The sequence below is a fragment of the Halomonas citrativorans genome (assembly GCF_014898005.1).
Taxonomy (GTDB): domain Bacteria; phylum Pseudomonadota; class Gammaproteobacteria; order Pseudomonadales; family Halomonadaceae; genus Vreelandella; species Vreelandella citrativorans.
Genome location: NZ_JABUYX010000023.1, coordinates 18,951 through 37,461, shown reverse-complemented (window position 1 = coordinate 37,461; position 18,511 = coordinate 18,951). Strand labels below are relative to the sequence as shown.

Annotated in this window: 3 protein-coding genes; all 3 read left to right on the top strand. The window is 56.1% G+C overall.

Annotation, left to right across the window (positions count from 1 at the left end; translation table 11 throughout):
• The 3 genes from INT20_RS15245 to INT20_RS15240 are packed head-to-tail and all read left to right on the top strand — an operon-like array spanning position 1 to position 17,668.
• A complete protein-coding gene (locus INT20_RS15245) occupies positions 1–6,468 on the top strand; it encodes a non-ribosomal peptide synthetase (protein ID WP_226912199.1) in 6,468 nt (2,155 codons plus the stop codon).
• Positions 6,387–6,563 carry a hypothetical protein gene (locus INT20_RS18390; RefSeq protein ID WP_407647906.1) on the top strand — a complete coding sequence of 59 codons (177 nt, stop codon included), beginning with the start codon at positions 6,387–6,389 and terminating at the stop codon, positions 6,561–6,563. Before INT20_RS15245 ends, INT20_RS18390 begins: the two co-directional genes overlap by 82 nt.
• Positions 6,560–17,668, top strand: a complete 11,109-nt coding sequence (locus tag INT20_RS15240) for a non-ribosomal peptide synthetase (protein ID WP_193057216.1) — start codon at positions 6,560–6,562, stop codon at positions 17,666–17,668. The genes INT20_RS18390 and INT20_RS15240 overlap by 4 nt, the downstream gene beginning before the upstream one ends.
• The last annotated feature ends 843 nt before the right edge of the window (positions 17,669–18,511 follow it).

The window sequence follows — 18,511 nt, the reverse complement described above, 5'->3', positions numbered from 1 at the left end:
ATGGAACTCAATAAACACACGATTGCTGAGCGCTTTGCACACCTGACACGAGATAAGCAGAGCGTATTTCTTAAGGCTTTAAGGCAACAAGGTATCGACTTCTCGAAGTTGCCAATCATTCCTCGAAAGAGTCAAGAGAGCTGTGAACTCTCCTCTGCCCAACTTCGCCAATGGTTTCTGTGGCGCCTGGATCCCCAAAGCAGCGCTTACCATATTACGGGTGCTCTAACCCTTAAGGGCGCGCTCGTTCCTGAAGCATTGTGGGGTAGCTTCTCCGCTTTGATCTCTCGCCATCAAGCATTGCGCACTGTGTTTCGTGATGATGGTGCAGGCGAGGTGATGCAAGTGGTGCAGGCCGAGAGCAACTTCGCATGGCATGAAGTTGACCTAGCTCATATGCCGAAGGATGAACGCCAGGCAGCGATAGAGAATCAGGTTGCTCTGCTTTGCAATGACCCTTTCGATTTGGAGCAAGGGCCACTTTTGCGCGTGGGGATGCTGCGTTTAGCTGAAGAGGAGCACCTGTTGGTGGTGGTAATGCACCACATCATCTCCGATGGCTGGTCGATGCAGTTGATCATCGATGAGTTTTCTGCGGACTACTCCGCTCGGGTAACGGGTGAAACGTGGCAGCCGCCAGCCCTGCCGATTCAGTACGCTGATTATGCACTCTGGCAGCGTCAATGGATGGAGGCTGGCGAGAAAGAGCACCAGCTCGACTACTGGCATACGGAACTTGGCGACGAACACCCAGTGCTGCAACTGCCGACCGATCGTCCGCGCCGCAACGATGGACATTATCACGCTGCGCGCCACCACATGGTGCTCCCTGAGTCATTGATAAACGAGCTGCGCAGGCGAACCCAAGCTCAGGGCGCCACCCTGTTTATGACGCTACTGACTGGTTTCCAAGCGCTGCTGTATCGATATACGGGGCAGGAAAATATTCGGGTCGGCGTGCCAATTGCCAACCGCCATCGGACGGAAACCCAAGGTGTGATAGGGCTTTTCGTCAACACGCAGGTGCTGCGCAATACGCTATATGGTCGCCTGAGCTTGAGCGAGGCGCTAGAACAGGGCAAACGTGCAGCACTAGGGGCTCAAGAACATCAGGATCTGCCGTTCGAGCAATTAGTGGAAGCGCTTCAGCCCGAGCGTAGCCTGAGCCACACGCCGCTGTTCCAGGTGATGTTCAATCACCAGCGGCAAGATCATGGATCGCTGCAGACGCTACCAGGACTGGAGTTGAGTACCTGGCCGCTGGAGCAGGGAAAAGCTCAGTTAGAACTGACGCTAAATGTGGTAGAGCGCAAGGATGGTTGCCTGGAGGCAAACTTCGTTTATGCAGAAGAGCTGTTTGATGCAACCACCATTGAACGTCTAGCTCAGCACTATACTGTCATTCTACAGACGCTGGCAGAGATGCCGGAGCTCGCGTTGAGCGATATCGAACTGCTAGATAAAGATGAACAGCTAAAATTAAAGGAATGGGGTGTAAACACACAACGGCATCCCGCTGCCCAGCCAATCCATCACCTAATTGAACGGCAGGCTGAGGCAACCCCAGAGGCTACGGCACTAGTATTCAAAAACCAGACACTCATCTACGCCGAACTCAACACTCGCGCTAATCGTCTAGCACACTATCTCATCGACCTGGGAGTTCAACCCGAAACGCGAGTAGGCATCGCCATGGAGCGCTCCATCGAGATGGTGGTGGGGCTGCTGGCGATTCTCAAGGCAGGTGGTGCTTACGTGCCACTAGATCCAGATTATCCGAGTGATCGGTTGGCCTATATGGTCGAGGACAGTGGTATTGAGCTGTTGCTTACCCAACAGCACCTGCGCGACATCTTGCCAGTTGTGGGGAGCCTGAACGTTATTGAACTGGATCAGTTGGATGTGACGCATCATGCGTCAACCAACCCACAGGTGCCACTGCACGGTGAACATCTCGCCTACGTGATTTATACCTCGGGCTCCACCGGGCGGCCAAAGGGGGCGGCCAACCGACACCATGCACTGACTAATCGCTTACAGTGGATGCAGGATGCCTATGGCCTAACGGCTGACGATGCGGTGCTACAGAAAACACCCTTCAGTTTCGATGTTTCTGTATGGGAGTTCTTCTGGCCGTTGATACAGGGCGCCCGACTAGTGATGGCGCCACCAGGCGCCCATCGCGAACCGGCACAACTGGTCGAGCTGATCCGTACCTACAAGATCACCACGTTGCACTTCGTACCTTCAATGCTTCAGGCCTTCTTGGCTCATGGCAAGGTTGAAGACTGCACTAGTCTGACACGCTTGGTATGTAGCGGTGAGGCGCTGCCGGCTGAGCTACAGAACCAAGTATTGGCTCGATTACCTCACACGGGGCTCTATAACCTTTATGGCCCCACCGAAGCGGCCATTGATGTTACCCACTGGACTTGCCAAGACGATGGGCGCAACCACGTAGCTATCGGCCAACCGATCGCTGGTATCCATACCTACGTACTGGATGGTGATCTTAACTTGGCGCCGCCCGGAGTCGCGGGTGAACTCTATCTTGGTGGCGTGGGCTTGGCGCGGGGCTACCTGCACCGCCCTGACCTTACCGCAGAACGTTTTGTTGCTGATCCATTTGTGCTGGGCGAACGCCTCTACCGCACCGGTGACCTAGTGCGTTGGCGGGAGGATGGCCAGCTCGAGTACTTGGGTCGCCTTGATCATCAGGTGAAGATTCGCGGCCTGCGTATTGAGCTTGGCGAGATCGAAGCCGAACTGCTCTCTCAGCCAGAGGTTCGCGAGGCGGTGATGGTCGCCCAAGAAGGCCCCAGTGGTTCTAGGTTAGTCGCTTATGTGGTTCCCCAATCGGACAGTAAACTCGACACCAGTTCACTACGTGAAGCGCTGGGTCAAAAGCTACCGGATTATATGGTACCGGGAGTTGTGGTCACCCTCGATGAGCTGCCGCTGAATGCTAATGGGAAGGTGGATCGCAAGGCCTTGCCTGCACCGGATTTGGTCAGTGGCTCGGAGTACGAGCCGCCTCAAGGTGAGGTGGAAGAAGCGCTGGCAGAGATCTGGTCAGAGGTAATTGGCGTCGAACGTGTGGGCCGATACGACAACTTCTTCGAGTTGGGGGGGCATTCGTTGTTGGCTCTGAAGGTGCTTGAGAAAATGCGGCACCGGGGTTTGATGGCGCAGGTACGTACTCTGTTCCAACACCCGGAACTAACAGCCTTGGCTCAAGCGTTGATGCAAGCGCCCGAGCAAGCGGAGGTTACCATCCCGCCCAATCTGATCCCTCAGGATTGCCAGATTCTCCAGCCTGAAATGTTGACGCTAATCGAGCTCAATGCCGAAGAGCTTCGTGAGGTCGAAGCCGCTGTGCCCGGTGGCGCTAGCAATATTCAGGATATCTACCCACTGGCACCACTGCAGGAGGGGATTCTCTTCCACCATAGGCTGCAGGAAGAGGGCGATGCCTATGTCACTCCGCGTCTGCTGAGCTTTAATAGCAGGGAGGGGCTGGAAGCATTTATTGATGGTTTTAACCAGCTGGTTGCCCGCCACGATATTCTGCGCACTGCTGTGCTGTGGGAGAACCTGCGTGAACCGGTTCAGGTGGTTTACCGGCATGCTGAATTAGCCCTCGAATGGCTAAGCGTGGATGGTATCCCATCACAAAGTGTTGCTGAACGGTTGAATGCCGAGGTGGATCCTGAGCGCCATCGCCTTGATGTGCGCCGAGCGCCGATGCTACGGGCGGTGGCTGCCTACGATGCTGAGCAAAACCGCTGGTTGTTGCAACTACCTAGCCATCACCTCGTCATGGATCACACCACCCTCGAGCGACTGGTGGAAGAAATAGCCCTGATCCAGCAAGGCCGCGAGGACGCACTGCCCAAGCCGATCCCATTCCGCAACTTCGTAGCGCAGGCGCGTCTGGGGGTAAGCCTGGAAGAGCACGAAGCCTTCTTTAGAGAGCGGTTGGGCGATGTTGAAGAACCGACAGCGCCCTTCGGGCTACTAGACATTCGTGGCGATGGCAGCGATATCGAAGAAGTACGCGTTCCTTTGGCTGCGGAACTAGCCCAGCAGGTGCGGCAGCAGGCCCAGCGCCATGGTGTGAGCACGGCCAGTCTGTTCCACTTGGCTTGGGCGTTGGTACTGAGCAAGACCACCGGGCGGGACGACGTGGTATTTGGCACCGTGCTGTTCGGCCGTATGCAGGGTACTGAGGGCGCTGAGCGGGCACTGGGGTTGTTTATCAATACGCTTCCGGTGCGTATCAAAATGGGCACCCAAGGTATCGAGCAATCCCTACGACAAACCCACGAGTCCCTATCAGCGCTGCTGCATCACGAACACGCTAGCCTTGGTCTTGCGCAGCGCTGTAGTGAACTAACTAGTGGCATGCCACTCTTCACCAGTTTACTTAACTATCGCTATAGCGCACCTAAGAACGAAGCTAGTCCCGTTCATAACTGGGAGGGGATGGAAGTGCTGGGCGGCCAGGAGCGTACCAACTATCCGATTGGTATGGCAGTGGACGATCTAGGAGAGGGCTTCCATTTAGTCGGGCAGGTGAGTCGCACGATTGGTGCACAGCGACTGTGTGATTATATGTGTTCGGCTGTAGCCGGCATCGTAGCAAGCCTGCAAAATGCGCCGCAGCAGGCGCTAAGCGAGATTAGCCTGTTAGGGGAGAACGAGCAACAGCTGTTGAGCGAGTGGGGGGTGAACTCCTACCAGCATCCCGATGCTCAGCCAATCCATCAATTGATCGAGCGCCAGGCCGCGGCAACCCCAGCCGCTACGGCGCTAGTATTTGAAGATCAGTCGCTCAGCTACGTTGAACTCAACGCTCGTGCCAACCAGCTAGCCCACTATCTGATTGGTCTAGGCGTGAAGCCCGAGACTCGAGTGGGCATCGCCATGGAACGCTCCATCGAAATGGTGGTAGGGCTGCTGGCGATTCTCAAGGCGGGGGGCGCCTATGTGCCGCTGGATCCCGAGTATCCCTCGGAGCGACTGGCCTTCATCGCCGACGATAGTGGCATCGAGCTGCTGCTGACTCAGCAGCACTTGCGCGAATCATTGCTGGTAGCTGATGGTCTAAGCGTTGTTGAGCTAGATCGGCTGGACGTTGCACATCACGCTTCTACCAGTCCAGCGGTGACGTTGCATGGCGAGCATCTCGCCTATGTAATTTACACCTCGGGCTCTACCGGTCGGCCCAAGGGCGCTGCCATCCGCCATGATGCCCTGACCAACTGCATGGTCTGGATGCAGGAGACCTACCAGCTCACCGATAGTGATGCCGTACTGCATAAGGCGCCATTCGGGTTCGACGTCTCTGTATGGGAGATTTTCTGGCCGCTGAGTGTTGGGGCACGTTTGGTGATCGCTCAGCCGGGCGATCATCGGGATTCCGAGCGTATCATCGAGCTCATCCAGCGGCACGGCGTTACTACGCTCAATTTTGTGCCCTCAATGCTCAAGGCCTTCCTGGCTTATCCTGATATTAAGGCCAAGACGCGGCTCAAGCATATTATGTGCGGTGGCGAGGCCGTTCCAGCCACGCTACAGCAAGATGTGGCTGAGTGCCTTGATGGTGTCCACCTGCATGATCTCTATGGCCCCACCGAAACCACCATCCATGTTACTCACTGGTGGTGCCGAGATGAGGCTCATCGCCAGATCCCCATTGGGCGGCCCATTAGCGGTACCCGAACCTACGTCTTGGATGGTGAACTGAACCTAGTACCACAGGGCGTTGCGGGAGAGCTCCATCTCGGTGGTGTAAGCCTTGCCCGTGGATATCTCAATCGCAGTGATCTGACAGCGGAGCGCTTTATCGCCGATCCGTTCACGGAGGGAGAGCGCCTCTATCGCACTGGTGACCTAGTGCGCTGGCGGGAGGATGGCCAGCTTGAGTACCTGGGCCGTCTTGATCACCAGGTGAAGATTCGCGGCCTGCGTATCGAACTGGGCGAGATCGAAGCCGAACTGCTCTCTCAGCCTGAGGTTCGCGAGTCAGTAGTAGTCGCTCAAGAAAGCCACGGTGGTTCTAGGTTAGTCGCTTATGTGGTCCCTCAAGTCGGTAGTGAGCTCGACACCAGCTCACTACGTGAAGCGCTGGGGCAACGACTGCCGGACTATATGGTACCGGGTGTTGTGGTCAGGCTTGAAGCACTGCCGCTGAATGTCAATGGCAAGGTGGATCGCAAGGCGTTGCCCGAGCCGGATTTAGCTAGTGGATCGCAGTTCGAGCCACCTCAGGGTCGAGTGGAAGAAGTCTTAGCAGAGATCTGGTCTGAAGTATTGAGCGTAGAGCGTGTTGGCCGTCACGATAATTTCTTCGAGCTGGGGGGCACTCGCTACTTGCTGTGCAGATGGTGGCTCGCGTTCAAGCTGACATGCAAGTTGAGCTCAAAATCTCTGAAGTGTTTAAACACCCACTACTTCGCGACTTAGCAAAATGTATTGCTGCACTAAACAGTGAATCCTCCTTTGAGCAGTCGCTCTCCGACATTGATTCCTTCATCGACAGCATGGATACCGTTCAATGAGTCACATCGATACCCGTCGTATTGCGGAGCGTTTTACCAGATTGTCAGTCGAACAACGCCGCGTGGTTTACGACAAAATTCGTACTCAAGGGTTGGGCATCGGTCAGTTTCCCATTCTTGACCGCCCTGAATCGCAACAGAACATTTGCTCAGCCTCCTATGCCCAACTTCGCCAGTGGTTTCTTTGGCGTCTTGATCCTCAAAGTAGCGCCTATCATATTACTGGTGCTCTGACTCTCAATGGCTCGCTGGATCCTGAGGCACTGCGGAGTAGCTTCGCCGCTTTGATATCTCGTCATGAGGCATTACGCACGGTGTTCCGTGACGATGGCGAGGGTGGTGCAATGCAAGTGCTGCAGGCCGAGAGCAACTTCGTATTGCACGAAGTTGATCTAGTTCATATGCCCAAGGGAGAGCGAAAAGCAGCGATAGACAATCAGATTGATCGGCTTTGCAATGACCCTTTCGATCTAGAACAGGGGCCGCTGTTACGGGTGGGGCTACTACGCTTAGCAGAAGAGAAGCACCTTCTGGTCGTGGTCATGCATCACATCGTCTCTGATGGCTGGTCGATGCAGTTGATCATCAACGAGTTTTCCGCAGATTACGCTTCTAGAGTGACAGGAGAGGCCTGGCAGCCACCAGCCTTGCCGATTCAGTACGCTGATTATGCGCTATGGCAGCGCCAATGGATGGAGGCGGGCGAGAAGGAGCGCCAACTCGCCTACTGGCAGGCGGAACTGGGTGACGAACATCCGGTACTGCAACTGCCAACTGATCGACCGCGTCGCAACGATGGACATTATCACGCTGCGCGCCACCAAATAGTGCTCCCGGAATCACTGATTAACGGGCTCCGCCAGCTAACCCAGGCGCAGGGTGCCACCCTGTTCATTACGCTACTGACAGGTTTCCAAGCGCTGCTGTATCGCTATACCGGGCAGGAAGATATTCGGGTCGGTGTACCGATCGCCAACCGTCACCGAACGGAAACCCAGGGAGTGGTGGGTTTTTTCGTTAATACCCAGGTATTGCGCAACCAGTTGAATGGTCGCCAGAGCTTGGCCGAGGCACTGGAACAAGGCAAGCGTACAGCACTGGGGGCGCAGGAATATCAGGATCTACCCTTCGAACAGTTAGTGGAGGCACTGCAGCCTGAGCGCAGCCTGAGTCACACACCACTGTTCCAGGTGATGTTCAATCACCAACGCCAGGATCATGGCGCACTGCAGACGCTACCAGGGTTGGAACTGGGCAGTTGGCCACTAGAGAAGAAGGAGGCGCAGTTTGAGCTGACTCTTGATGTGGTAGAGCGCAAGAATGGTTGCCTGGAGGCAAGCTTTGTTTACGCTGAGGAACTGTTCGAACCAGCCACTATAGAGCGTTTGGCACAGCACTATGCCGCCATCCTAAAGGCATTGGCTGAGATGCCAGAGAGTGCATTGAGCGATATTGAGCTGCTTGATAAAGACGAGCACCTTCAATTGCAGAAATGGGGGGAAAGCTCTCAACAGTATCCCGATGCTTCGCCTATCCACCATTTGATTGAGCGCCAAGCTGCGGCGGCCCCTGAGAAGACCGCGTTAGTATTCGAAGATCAGTCACTTAGCTACTCCGAACTCAATGCCCGCGCCAATTGCTTGGCCCACTATCTGATTGATCTAGGCGTAAAACCTGAAACCCGGGTGGGCATCGCCATGGAGCGTTCCATCGAGATGGTGGTGGGGCTACTGGCTACTCTCAAGGCGGGTGGCGCCTATGTGCCGCTGGATCCGGATTACCCCACCGAGCGGCTCGCTTATATGATCGAAGACAGCGGCATTGAGCTGCTGCTGACCCAATCGGGACTAACGACGAAGCTCCCACAGCGCGAAGAGTTAACTGCTATCGCATTAGATAGCCTGGACGTTACAGAGCGACCAGCGCACAACCCTAGGTTAGTACTGAGTGGTGACAACCTCGCCTATGTCATTTATACCTCAGGCTCTACCGGCCAGCCTAAAGGTGTGCAGCTGTGTCACGCCAATGTGACGCGATTACTTGATGCTACGGCGAGGTGGTTCGATTTTTCCGGGCAAGACACCTGGACACTGTTTCATTCCTATGCCTTCGACTTCTCGGTATGGGAGATATTCGGTGCCCTTTGCACGGGCGGCAAGTTGGTCGTGGTGCCGTTCTGGGTCAGCCGCTCCCCCGAAGAATTCCTCGAGCTGCTATGCCGGGAACAAGTGACGGTACTCAACCAAACGCCATCAGCCTTCCGTCAATTAATCAACGTACCCGGTATCCAAACACGCAAGGATCTCGCTCTGAGGTTTGTCATCTTCGGCGGCGAAGCCCTGGAGCCTGCAATGTTGCGGCCATGGATCGAGTGCTTCGGCGATACGCATCCGCGCCTTATCAATATGTATGGCATCACCGAAACGACGGTTCACGTTACCTATCGCCCGATCATCGCCGCAGATCTGCAGGGTCAGCGTAGTCCGGTGGGTGTCGCCATCCCCGACCTCGGTATCGAAGTGCTGGATAACGACCTTAATCGCGTGCCGATCGGCGTTGTCGGCGAGCTCTTCGTGTCGGGCGCAGGACTTGCCCGTGGCTATCTCAAGCGCGCCGGTTTGAGTGCCGAACGCTTTGTTGCCAACCCTTTCGATAGTGAAGGTGGGCGGTTATATCGCACCGGCGACTTAGGGCGCTGGCGTGATGACGGCCAACTCGAGTATCTGGGGCGTGGCGACCAGCAAGTTAAGATCCGCGGTTTCCGTATCGAGCTCGGTGAAATCGAGGCCTGCCTGTTGGCTCAGCCGGAAATTCGTGATGCTGTGGTTGTGGCTTGTTCAGGGCCGGGAGGTGACCGGCTGGTTGGGTATATAGTTGAGGCCGTGGCTGAAGTCGACACTCAGGTACTGCGCAAACGGCTGAGTCACCATCTCCCCGACCATATGATACCCAGCGCGCTAGTCGCCATGGACGCTCTGCCGTTAACCGCCAATGGCAAGCTTGATCGTGCTGCGCTGCCCGATCCCGACATTGGCACCGGGAATGGCGAGTTCGAGGCACCGTGCAGCGAGTGGGAAGTCAGCCTGGCAGCGCTCTGGTGTGAGGTGCTGGAAATCGAGCGTGTCGGCCGCCACGATAATTTCTTCGAGTTGGGCGGGCATTCGCTGCTCGCGCTGCGGCTGATTGCGTGTTTGCGAGAACGTGGCCGGGACATCGCCATCCGTGAGTTGTTTGAGCACCCGCGTCTAAGCGATTTCGCGCAAGTGCTAGAAGCGGCGAACAACCTCCGTAAGGTGGAGGTTCCGCCCAACCTAATTCCTGAGCACTGTGAAACCATCGAGCCCTGGATGCTACCCCTAGTATCGCTCGACCGGGAATCGATCGCGCGCATTGAATCGACGGTGCCGGGTGGTGGCGCCAACATTCAGGATATTTATCCTCTAGCGCCGCTACAGGAGGGCATCCTCTTTCATCATCTGCTGCACGCCGAGCGTGACGCTTACATCACTTCATACACCATGCGTTTCGACGACCGCGCCCGCATGGCGAGTTTCATCGATGGTTTTAACCAAGTGATGGCGCGTCACGACATCCTGCGCACTGCTTTTTTCTGGGAAGGGCTCGACGAACGGGTACAGGTTGTTCTCCGCCAAGCACCGCTGGTGGTGGAGTGGCTCAAGAAGAGCAGCGACGACACTGAAGACTTAATGCTGCCTACCTTGGAACGGTTGCGTCACGCCGCCGATCCTGGTCGTTGCCGGATCGATGTGCGCCAGGCGCCCTTGATGCGAGCCGTGGCTATCGAGGACACGACCGATGGCGAGTGCCTACTGCAGCTACTTATCCATCACTTAATCGATGACAACATGACAGTCAAGCAGGCCGTCAAAGAGATCGCGCTGATTGAACAGGGGCGTTTTGCGGAGCTGCCCGAGCCCCTGCCATTCCGCAATTTCATCGCTCAGGCTCGCTTGGGTGTGTCTGACAGCGAACACCAGGCTTACTTCCACCGTCGCTTTGGCGATCTTGACGAGGGTACGCTGCCCTTCGGTCTCAACGACGTTATGGGTAACGGTGATGACATCGACGAGCAGCGCCTGGTGATTGACGGCGAACTGGCGGCGGCGATTCGCGATCAGGCTCGGCGCCACGGCGTCAGCGCGGCGGCCTTCTTCCATCTCGCCTGGTCGCTGGTAATTGCCAAAGCCACCGGCAAGGACGATGTGGTGTTTGGCACGGTGCTTTCTGGACGTATGCAAGGCATCGAAGGCGCTGAGCGAGCGCTAGGGGTATTTATTAATACGCTGCCGTTGCGCATTACACTGGGTTCTCAAGTTGTCGATGAATGCTTACGGCAAACTCATGATGCTCTCTCTGAACTACTGCACCATGAACATGCCAGTCTTGGCCTAGCGCAGCGTTGCAGTGGCTTACCTGGCGGCGCTCCGTTGTTCTCGAGCTTGCTGAACTACCGCCAGGCTGCGCCTCAACGGGGCGAGAGTGTCGCCCCTACTTGGGAGGGGATGGAGACTCTAGGCGGCCAGGAGCGCACCAACTACCCAATCACTATGGCGGTAGATGATCTGGGAGATGGCTTCCAACTGGTAGGGCAGGTAAACCGCACGATTGGTGGGCAGCGGCTCTGTGCTTATATGAGAGCTGCTGTGGATGGCATAGTGGATAGCTTGCAAAATGCATCTAAGCAAGCGATCAGTGAGATTAGCCTGCTAGGAAAGAACGAGCAGCAGCTGTTGAGAGAGTGGGGGGTGAGCTCATACCAGCATCTCAATGCCCAACCAATCCATCAGTTGATTGAGCAGCAGGCTGCTGCAACCCCAGAGACCATGGCACTAGTATTTGAAGATCAGTCGCTCAACTACAACGATCTCAATGCCCGCGCCAACCAGTTGGCTCACTATCTGATCGGTCTAGGCGTAAAACCTGAGACCCGGGTGGGTATTGCTGTTGAGCGCTCCATTGAGATGGCGGTAGGGCTGCTGGCTATTCTCAAGGCGGGTGGTGCTTATGTGCCACTAGATCCAGATTATCCGAGCGATCGGTTGGCCTATATGGTCGAGGACAGTGGCATTGAGCTGTTGCTTACCCAGCAACATCTGCGCGATGCGTTGCCGGTGGCAGATGGGCTGAACGTCATTGATTTGGATCGGTTGGAGGTTGCTCACCACGCGCCTACCAATCCGAACGTGGCCCTGCACGGCGAAAATCTTGCTTATGTGATCTACACCTCCGGTTCCACCGGGCGACCCAAGGGCGCCGCCAACCGTCACCATGCACTGACCAATCGCCTACAGTGGATGCAGGAGGTCTATGGGTTAACAACCGACGATGCGGTGCTACAGAAAACACCATTCAGCTTTGATGTGTCGGTATGGGAATTCTTCTGGCCGCTGATGCAGGGGGCACGGCTGGTGATGGCGCCACCAGGCGCCCATCGCGAACCGGCACAGCTGGTTGAGCTGATTCGCACCCACAAGATCACCACGCTGCACTTTGTACCATCGATGCTTCAAGCCTTCCTGACCCATGGCGAGGTAGAAGCTTGCACCAGCCTGACACGCTTGGTATGCAGTGGTGAAGCGCTGCCTGCGGAGCTGCAGAATCAGGTATTTGCCCGCTTACCTCAAGTGGCACTCTACAACCTTTATGGCCCCACCGAAGCGGCCATTGATGTTACCCACTGGACTTGCCAAGACGATGGGCGTAACCAGGTAGCTATCGGCCAACCGATCGCCGGTATCCGCACTTACGTATTGGATGGCGATCTTAACTTGGCACCGCCCGGAGTCGCAGGTGAACTCTATCTCGGGGGTATTGGTTTGGCGCGGGGCTATCTGCACCGGCCTGACCTTACCGCAGAACGTTTTGTCGCTGATCCGTTTGCGCAGGGCGAACGCCTCTACCGCACGGGTGATCTGGTGCGCTGGCGGGCGGATGGCCAGCTCGAGTACTTGGGTCGCCTTGATCATCAGGTGAAAATCCGTGGCTTGCGGATCGAATTGGGTGAGATCGAAGCCGAACTATTAACTCAGCCGGAAGTTCGCGAGGCAGTAGTGGTCGCTCAAGAAGGCCCCAATGGTTCCAGGTTGGTGGCCTATGTGGTTCCCCAAGCCGACAGTGAACTCGACACCAGCTCGCTATGTGAATCGCTGGGCCAAAAGCTACCGGATTATATGGTGCCGGGAGTTGTGGTCACCCTCGATGAGCTGCCGCTGAATGCTAATGGGAAGGTGGATCGCAAGGCCTTGCCTGCACCGGATTTGGTCAGTGGCTCGGAGTACGAGCCGCCTCAAGGTGAGGTGGAAGAAGCGTTAGCGGTAATTTGGTCAGAAGTATTGGGCGTTGAACGAGTCGGCCGTCACGACAACTTCTTCGAGCTGGGCGGGGATTCGATTCTCAGCCTGCAGATCGTCTCTCGGTTACACCGGGCCGGTTGGATGATTACTCCTCGTCAAGTCTTTGAGTATCAGAGCGTGACGAAGCTGGCGATGGTCGCTGATCCCGTCGAGGCTACGCCGCCCGAGCATGCCGAGGCGTTGCTCGAGAGCTTGGCAGATTACCTGGATCGCGCGCAGTTGGATAATATCGACGCCCCCGCACCGGAAGAGATTGAGGACGTCTATCCGCTGTCACCCACTCAGGAGGGCATGCTGTTCCATTCGCTCGAGGCGGAAGGAGAAGGGCTGTACATCAATCAACTCAATGTCGATGTTGTTGGCCTGAATGTTGACCGTCTTATCGAAGCTTGGCAACAGATGGTCACCAGGCAGCCGATACTGCGCACAGGTTTTCTGTGGCAGCCGGGCATGGAACGCCCGTTGCAAATCGTCTTCAAACAAGCCACCCCCGATGTAGAGGTGATGGACTGGCGTGATGCGGGAGACACTGTAGAGGAGGATCTGAACCACTATGCACGACAGGAGCTTGTCAGGGAAATAAACTGGTTGAAGCCACCTCTGTCAAAAATCCGCTTGATCCATTTGGAGGATAATCGCTACCGGCTGATATGGACGCAACATCATATTCTCTCGGATGGTTGGTCGGATTCGCGGCTGCTGGGGGAATGGTTGACGCTGTACGCCGGTGAGTCATTATCTCCGCTGGGGTCAGTGTATGGTCGCTTCATCCGCTGGATGTATGATCAAGACGAGGAGGCCGCGCGGAGCTTCTGGGCAGAGGAACTGCAGAGTTTGTCTGGGCCGATGCTACTGGCGGATGCACAGAAAACATCCAGTGATCGGCGCGGGTTCGCCAAGATCTACACGCATTTCGATCGTGGCACGACACGAACGCTGATGGATGCCGCGCGGGATCAGCACGTGACGCTGAATACGCTCGTGCAGGCGGCGTGGGGACTGGTTCTGAAGTTATACGGCGAGCGTGAGGATATCGTCTTCGGTGCCACAGTCTCTGGGCGACCACCTGACCTGGAGGGAGTGGAGGAGATGCTGGGGCTGTTCATCAACACGGTACCCATCATCCTGAAAATTGAAGCGAAGGATAGCGTAGCGAGCCTGTTACAGCGTGTGCAGCGTACCAATCTCCGTGTGCGCGAATACGAGCACGTGTCACTGGCGACTATTCAGCGTTGGGGGGGGCAGTCGGGGCGTGCGTTGTTCGACAGCATTATCGTATTCGAGAACCATCCTATTGACCAGGCGCTGCGCAATACCCAGCGCTATGGGCTGGAGTTTGGTAATGCACAGGGTGAAGGGATTACTGGCTACGCCATGGATCTGCAGGTGACGGTTGGTGAGTCGGTCGAGGTTGAGTACTGCTACAGTCGCGAAAAGTTCGCTGATGATGTCGCCGAGAATATGCGTTGCAGCCTGGAGGCAGTTCTCCAGCAAATGGTCGCTGATCCCATGCGACGGATCGGAACGCTCAACTGGCAGGCCGACGCGGATCGTCATCGGCTCGTTGAACTGGGCAGGGGATCGACTGGTTCGACGTCTGATGACGACGCTCGGGTGCACAGCTGGATAGCCCGCCATGCAGTCAAACGCCCTAATGCTCTCGCTGTGTCGATGGGGGAGTGGAGGCTGGATTATGCTCAGCTTGATGCTAGGGCCAATCGCCTAGCGCACTGCCTACTCGAGCGCGGCATAAGATGTGGTGACATCGTTGGTGTGGCCATGCGGCGTTCTCCGGATATCCTGGTTAGCTTTCTGGCGGTACTTAAGGCAGGAGCCGCCTATTTACCGTTAGATCCCGCCTATCCCGGCGAGCGGCTGGCATTCATGATGCGTGACAGTGGTATGGTGCTTTTGATCAGTGAGGGAGAGGTGCTGGCCGCCTTACCTAAACCTGCGGTAGCGTGCCTGACCTGGGATAGTCTGCACTTGACCGATTACGCTGACAGTGATCCGTGCCTAGCAGTTCCTGAACAGGCCCTGGCCTACGTGATCTACACTTCTGGATCCACAGGGACTCCCAAGGGCGTTGGTGTCGCCCACGGGCCGCTGGCCATGCATTGTCAAGCTATCGCTGAACGCTATGCGCTACCGTCCAGCGCGTGCGAGCTGCACTTTATGTCGTTCGCCTTTGATGGAGCTCACGAGCGCTGGCTGACCGCATTATGTAGTGGCGCAAGCTTGGTGCTGCGCGACGACGAGCTGTGGGCCCCTGAACTGACCTGTACTGCGCTGCGTGAACATTGCGTCGACAGCGTGGCCTTGCCTCCAGCCTATCTTAATCAGCTCGTTGATTGGGTCGACAGCGGAGCGGCAGCGCCTATGGTTGAACTCTACGTGTTTGGTGGCGAGGCGATGCCCAAGGCGGCTTTCGACAAGGCGCGTAAGGTCCTTTCCGCCAAGCGTTTCATCAACGGCTATGGCCCTACCGAGACGGTGGTTACACCACTGTTATGGCAGTCCCCTGCTGAGGCAAGCTTTGATGGAGACTACGCTCCGATCGGTCGCCCAGTCGGTGAGCGTGCGCTGTATGTACTGGATACTGATCTGAACCTCGTGCCGCGAGGTATGGCGGGAGAATTGTATATCGGCGGCTACGGTCTGGCGCGTGGCTACTTGGGGCGTAGTGCATTGACGACAGAACGCTTCGTGGCTGACCCCTTCGCTGCTGATGGCGGACGACTGTATCGCACTGGTGACCGGGTGCGCTGGCTGGCAGACGGCAACCTCGAATACTTAGGGCGTCTCGATGATCAGGTCAAGGTACGTGGCTTCCGTATCGAGCTGGGCGAGATCGAATCAGCGATACGCAGTATTGATGGCGTTGCCGATGTTGCCGTCGCGTTACACGATGCACAAGGGGCGCCACGTCTGGTCGCCTATCTGGTGGCACGAATGGAAAGCGCTGCTGGTGGGCTAAGCGAACGGGTCAAGCGTCATCTACTCAACACCCTACCCGAGTACATGGTGCCAGCGCACCTGATGACGCTCGGCGGCCTGCCGCGGATGGTTAATGGTAAGCTTGACCGCGCTGCGCTGCCCGCACCGCAGGCGGATACGCAGCGAGAATTCGTTGCTCCGGCATCGCCTCAAGCCGAGCGGCTGGCCGCGATCTGGCAAGAGTTACTTGGGATTGAGTGCGTCGGTGAGACGGATAATTTCTACGAACTGGGTGGAGATTCGATCCTCAGTCTGCAGTTGATCTCACGAATCCGTCAGGCGGATTTAGGGATTGCCCTTAGGCTGCGAGATCTGATGCGTTATCAGACCATTCGGGCGCTGCTCGAACACTGCGGCGAGCAGACGGCCGACTCAGTTTCGGCTGGGGAAGCAGTGGTCGACAATGACCGTCCTTTCGCATTGACGCCAATCCAGCAGTGGTTCTTCCAAACCATTAACACTTCTCGCGATCACTTCAACCAGTCCATCATGTTGCGCCCTAAGGCAGCGATCAACCGCAAGGCGCTGGCTGGTATGGCGCATCACATCATTGCTCATCACGAAGCGCTGCGTATGTATTTCCGTACGGATAATAATGGAGGATGGTCGCAGGCGTACGGCGATGCTCAGGCTCTCGAATTGGTGAACTATCACGAAGTGGCGGATGTTGGGGAGATCTCGGCCATCGCTGATGCGGCGCAGCGTAGCTTGGATATTGCGAGTGGGTGTGTCGTGCGCTTTGTGCACATCGTCATCAAAGGGGACGAGGAACGCCTGCTGATCGTTGCTCATCACTTGGTTATCGATGGTGTATCTTGGCGTGTTTTGCTTGAGGACATGGCTCGAATCTATGCCGCCTTGAGCCGTGACGAGATGGTAGAACTGCCGCCTCGGACTTCTCCATTATCACAGTGGTCGCGCCACCTGCATGAACTGGCAGCGTCGCCTGTTCTGGCTGCCGAGGCCGATTACTGGCGGGCGCAATTGGCCGATGTCGCCGATCTACCCGTGGATGGCGACACTCCACCGGGTATCTTCGGCGATGTGGCGCATCACGAAAGACGCCTGAGCGCTGAGCGCACGCAGCGTCTGCTCAGGGACGCGCCCAATGCTTACTCGGCAACGATTGACGACTTGCTACTGGCGGCGCTGGCGAGGACTCTGTGGCGCTGGACTGGCGAGCGCGACTTCCTGGTCAATATGGAGGGACATGGTCGTGAGGCTGGCGAGGCCGATATTGATTTATCGCGCACGGTGGGTTGGTTCACCTCTATCTACCCTCTACGGCTGACGGCCGCCGATGAAAGCCCGGCCGAAACCATCGCTCGGATTCGGGAACGCCGCCAGGCAGTGCCCCTTAAGGGGCTGGGCTATGGGGTGCTGCGATACCTGCAGAGGCAGGACAGTGTCCCCGAGTTACCCGACAACCGGGCTCGGATCAATGTCAACTATCTCGGCCAGTTTGGCGGTGAGGCCACCGAGAATCGACTTTGGGAGGTGTACGACGACGGTAACCGCAAAGGGCGCGAGCGCAGCGATGAAATGCCTTTGGCGAACTGGCTAGAACTGGTTTCTCACGTACACAAGGGGGTATTCACCAGTAAGTGGATCTACAGCACTCGTGTTTTTGATTCGGAAACTATAGCGAGGTTGCAGGCGATCTATCACGAGGAGTTAGCCTGGATCGTCGATCACTGTGCGGAGGTGTTGAGGGTCGTCGAGCCTTCCTCTTAGAGATCTGTCTTAAAGATGGCTATTGAGTGTTGGTGGTTCTTTGGACTGCCAGCTCTTTAGTGATTGCACTTTAGGACTGGTACAGTTGGTCATGTACGCACCGGTGGCTTTTGCTGGCTCTGGTGCGGGAGAACAATCTTAGGCGGCACGCGAGAAGCAGCCATGGCCGAGTGCTATTAGGCCAGGTTGGCAACCACGCTATTGCTACTGTCTGTATGGCGTGTGAACTAATACATCTCGCACCTAACGGCAGGTATTTACAGTATCTTGCTGGGCGGGGAGATGTTTGTGCTTCGAAGCACAGTGATGTCAACTGCGGTAATTTGTTAGCCGGGCAGGGTAGCCGGAGGCCTGATTTACAGGCGATCTTGAGTCTCCAGGCGATCCATTGCCGGTGTTTTTATTCTATTACTCGCTAACGGTTAGCTTTGTCTGAGATTAAACAGTGTCGAAGAAATTGGTGATGTTAGGTATGATCCGCATGTAATGTCAGATGCCGTGACGTCGCAAGAATGTTAATGTATTAAGAACTCGGAATGCCAGTATAATCACAGCCTCTGTTATTTCTAGTAGCTAAATGTCAACTGATGAGTATAGTTTCTAGGGTCTCCATAGTAGTTTTGCTAAGTATTAGCTCAGACCGTTGAGTAATGTTTTTCATAAATTGGCCTGTTGTCTTTATAATTAAAGTCCAGACTTTTATTGGATTGTTAAAAAAGCTCGTTGATATCAGCGAGCGAGATAGGAGAGAAGTGGCTATCGAGTTTTATAATAGGCTACTGATGGCTGTAAATAAGTTGGATGCTGCATTTTCTTTTTTCAACGATAAGGTTCGAAGTCTGA

What these genes read in the sequence shown, in the direction of transcription:
- INT20_RS15245 (WP_226912199.1), top strand. Translation starts at nt 1, where the DNA reads ATGGAACTCAATAAACACACGATTGCTGAGCGCTTTGCACACCTGACA.
- INT20_RS18390 (WP_407647906.1), top strand. Translation starts at nt 6,387, where the DNA reads ATGGTGGCTCGCGTTCAAGCTGACATGCAAGTTGAGCTCAAAATCTCT.
- INT20_RS15240 (WP_193057216.1), top strand. Translation starts at nt 6,560, where the DNA reads ATGAGTCACATCGATACCCGTCGTATTGCGGAGCGTTTTACCAGATTG.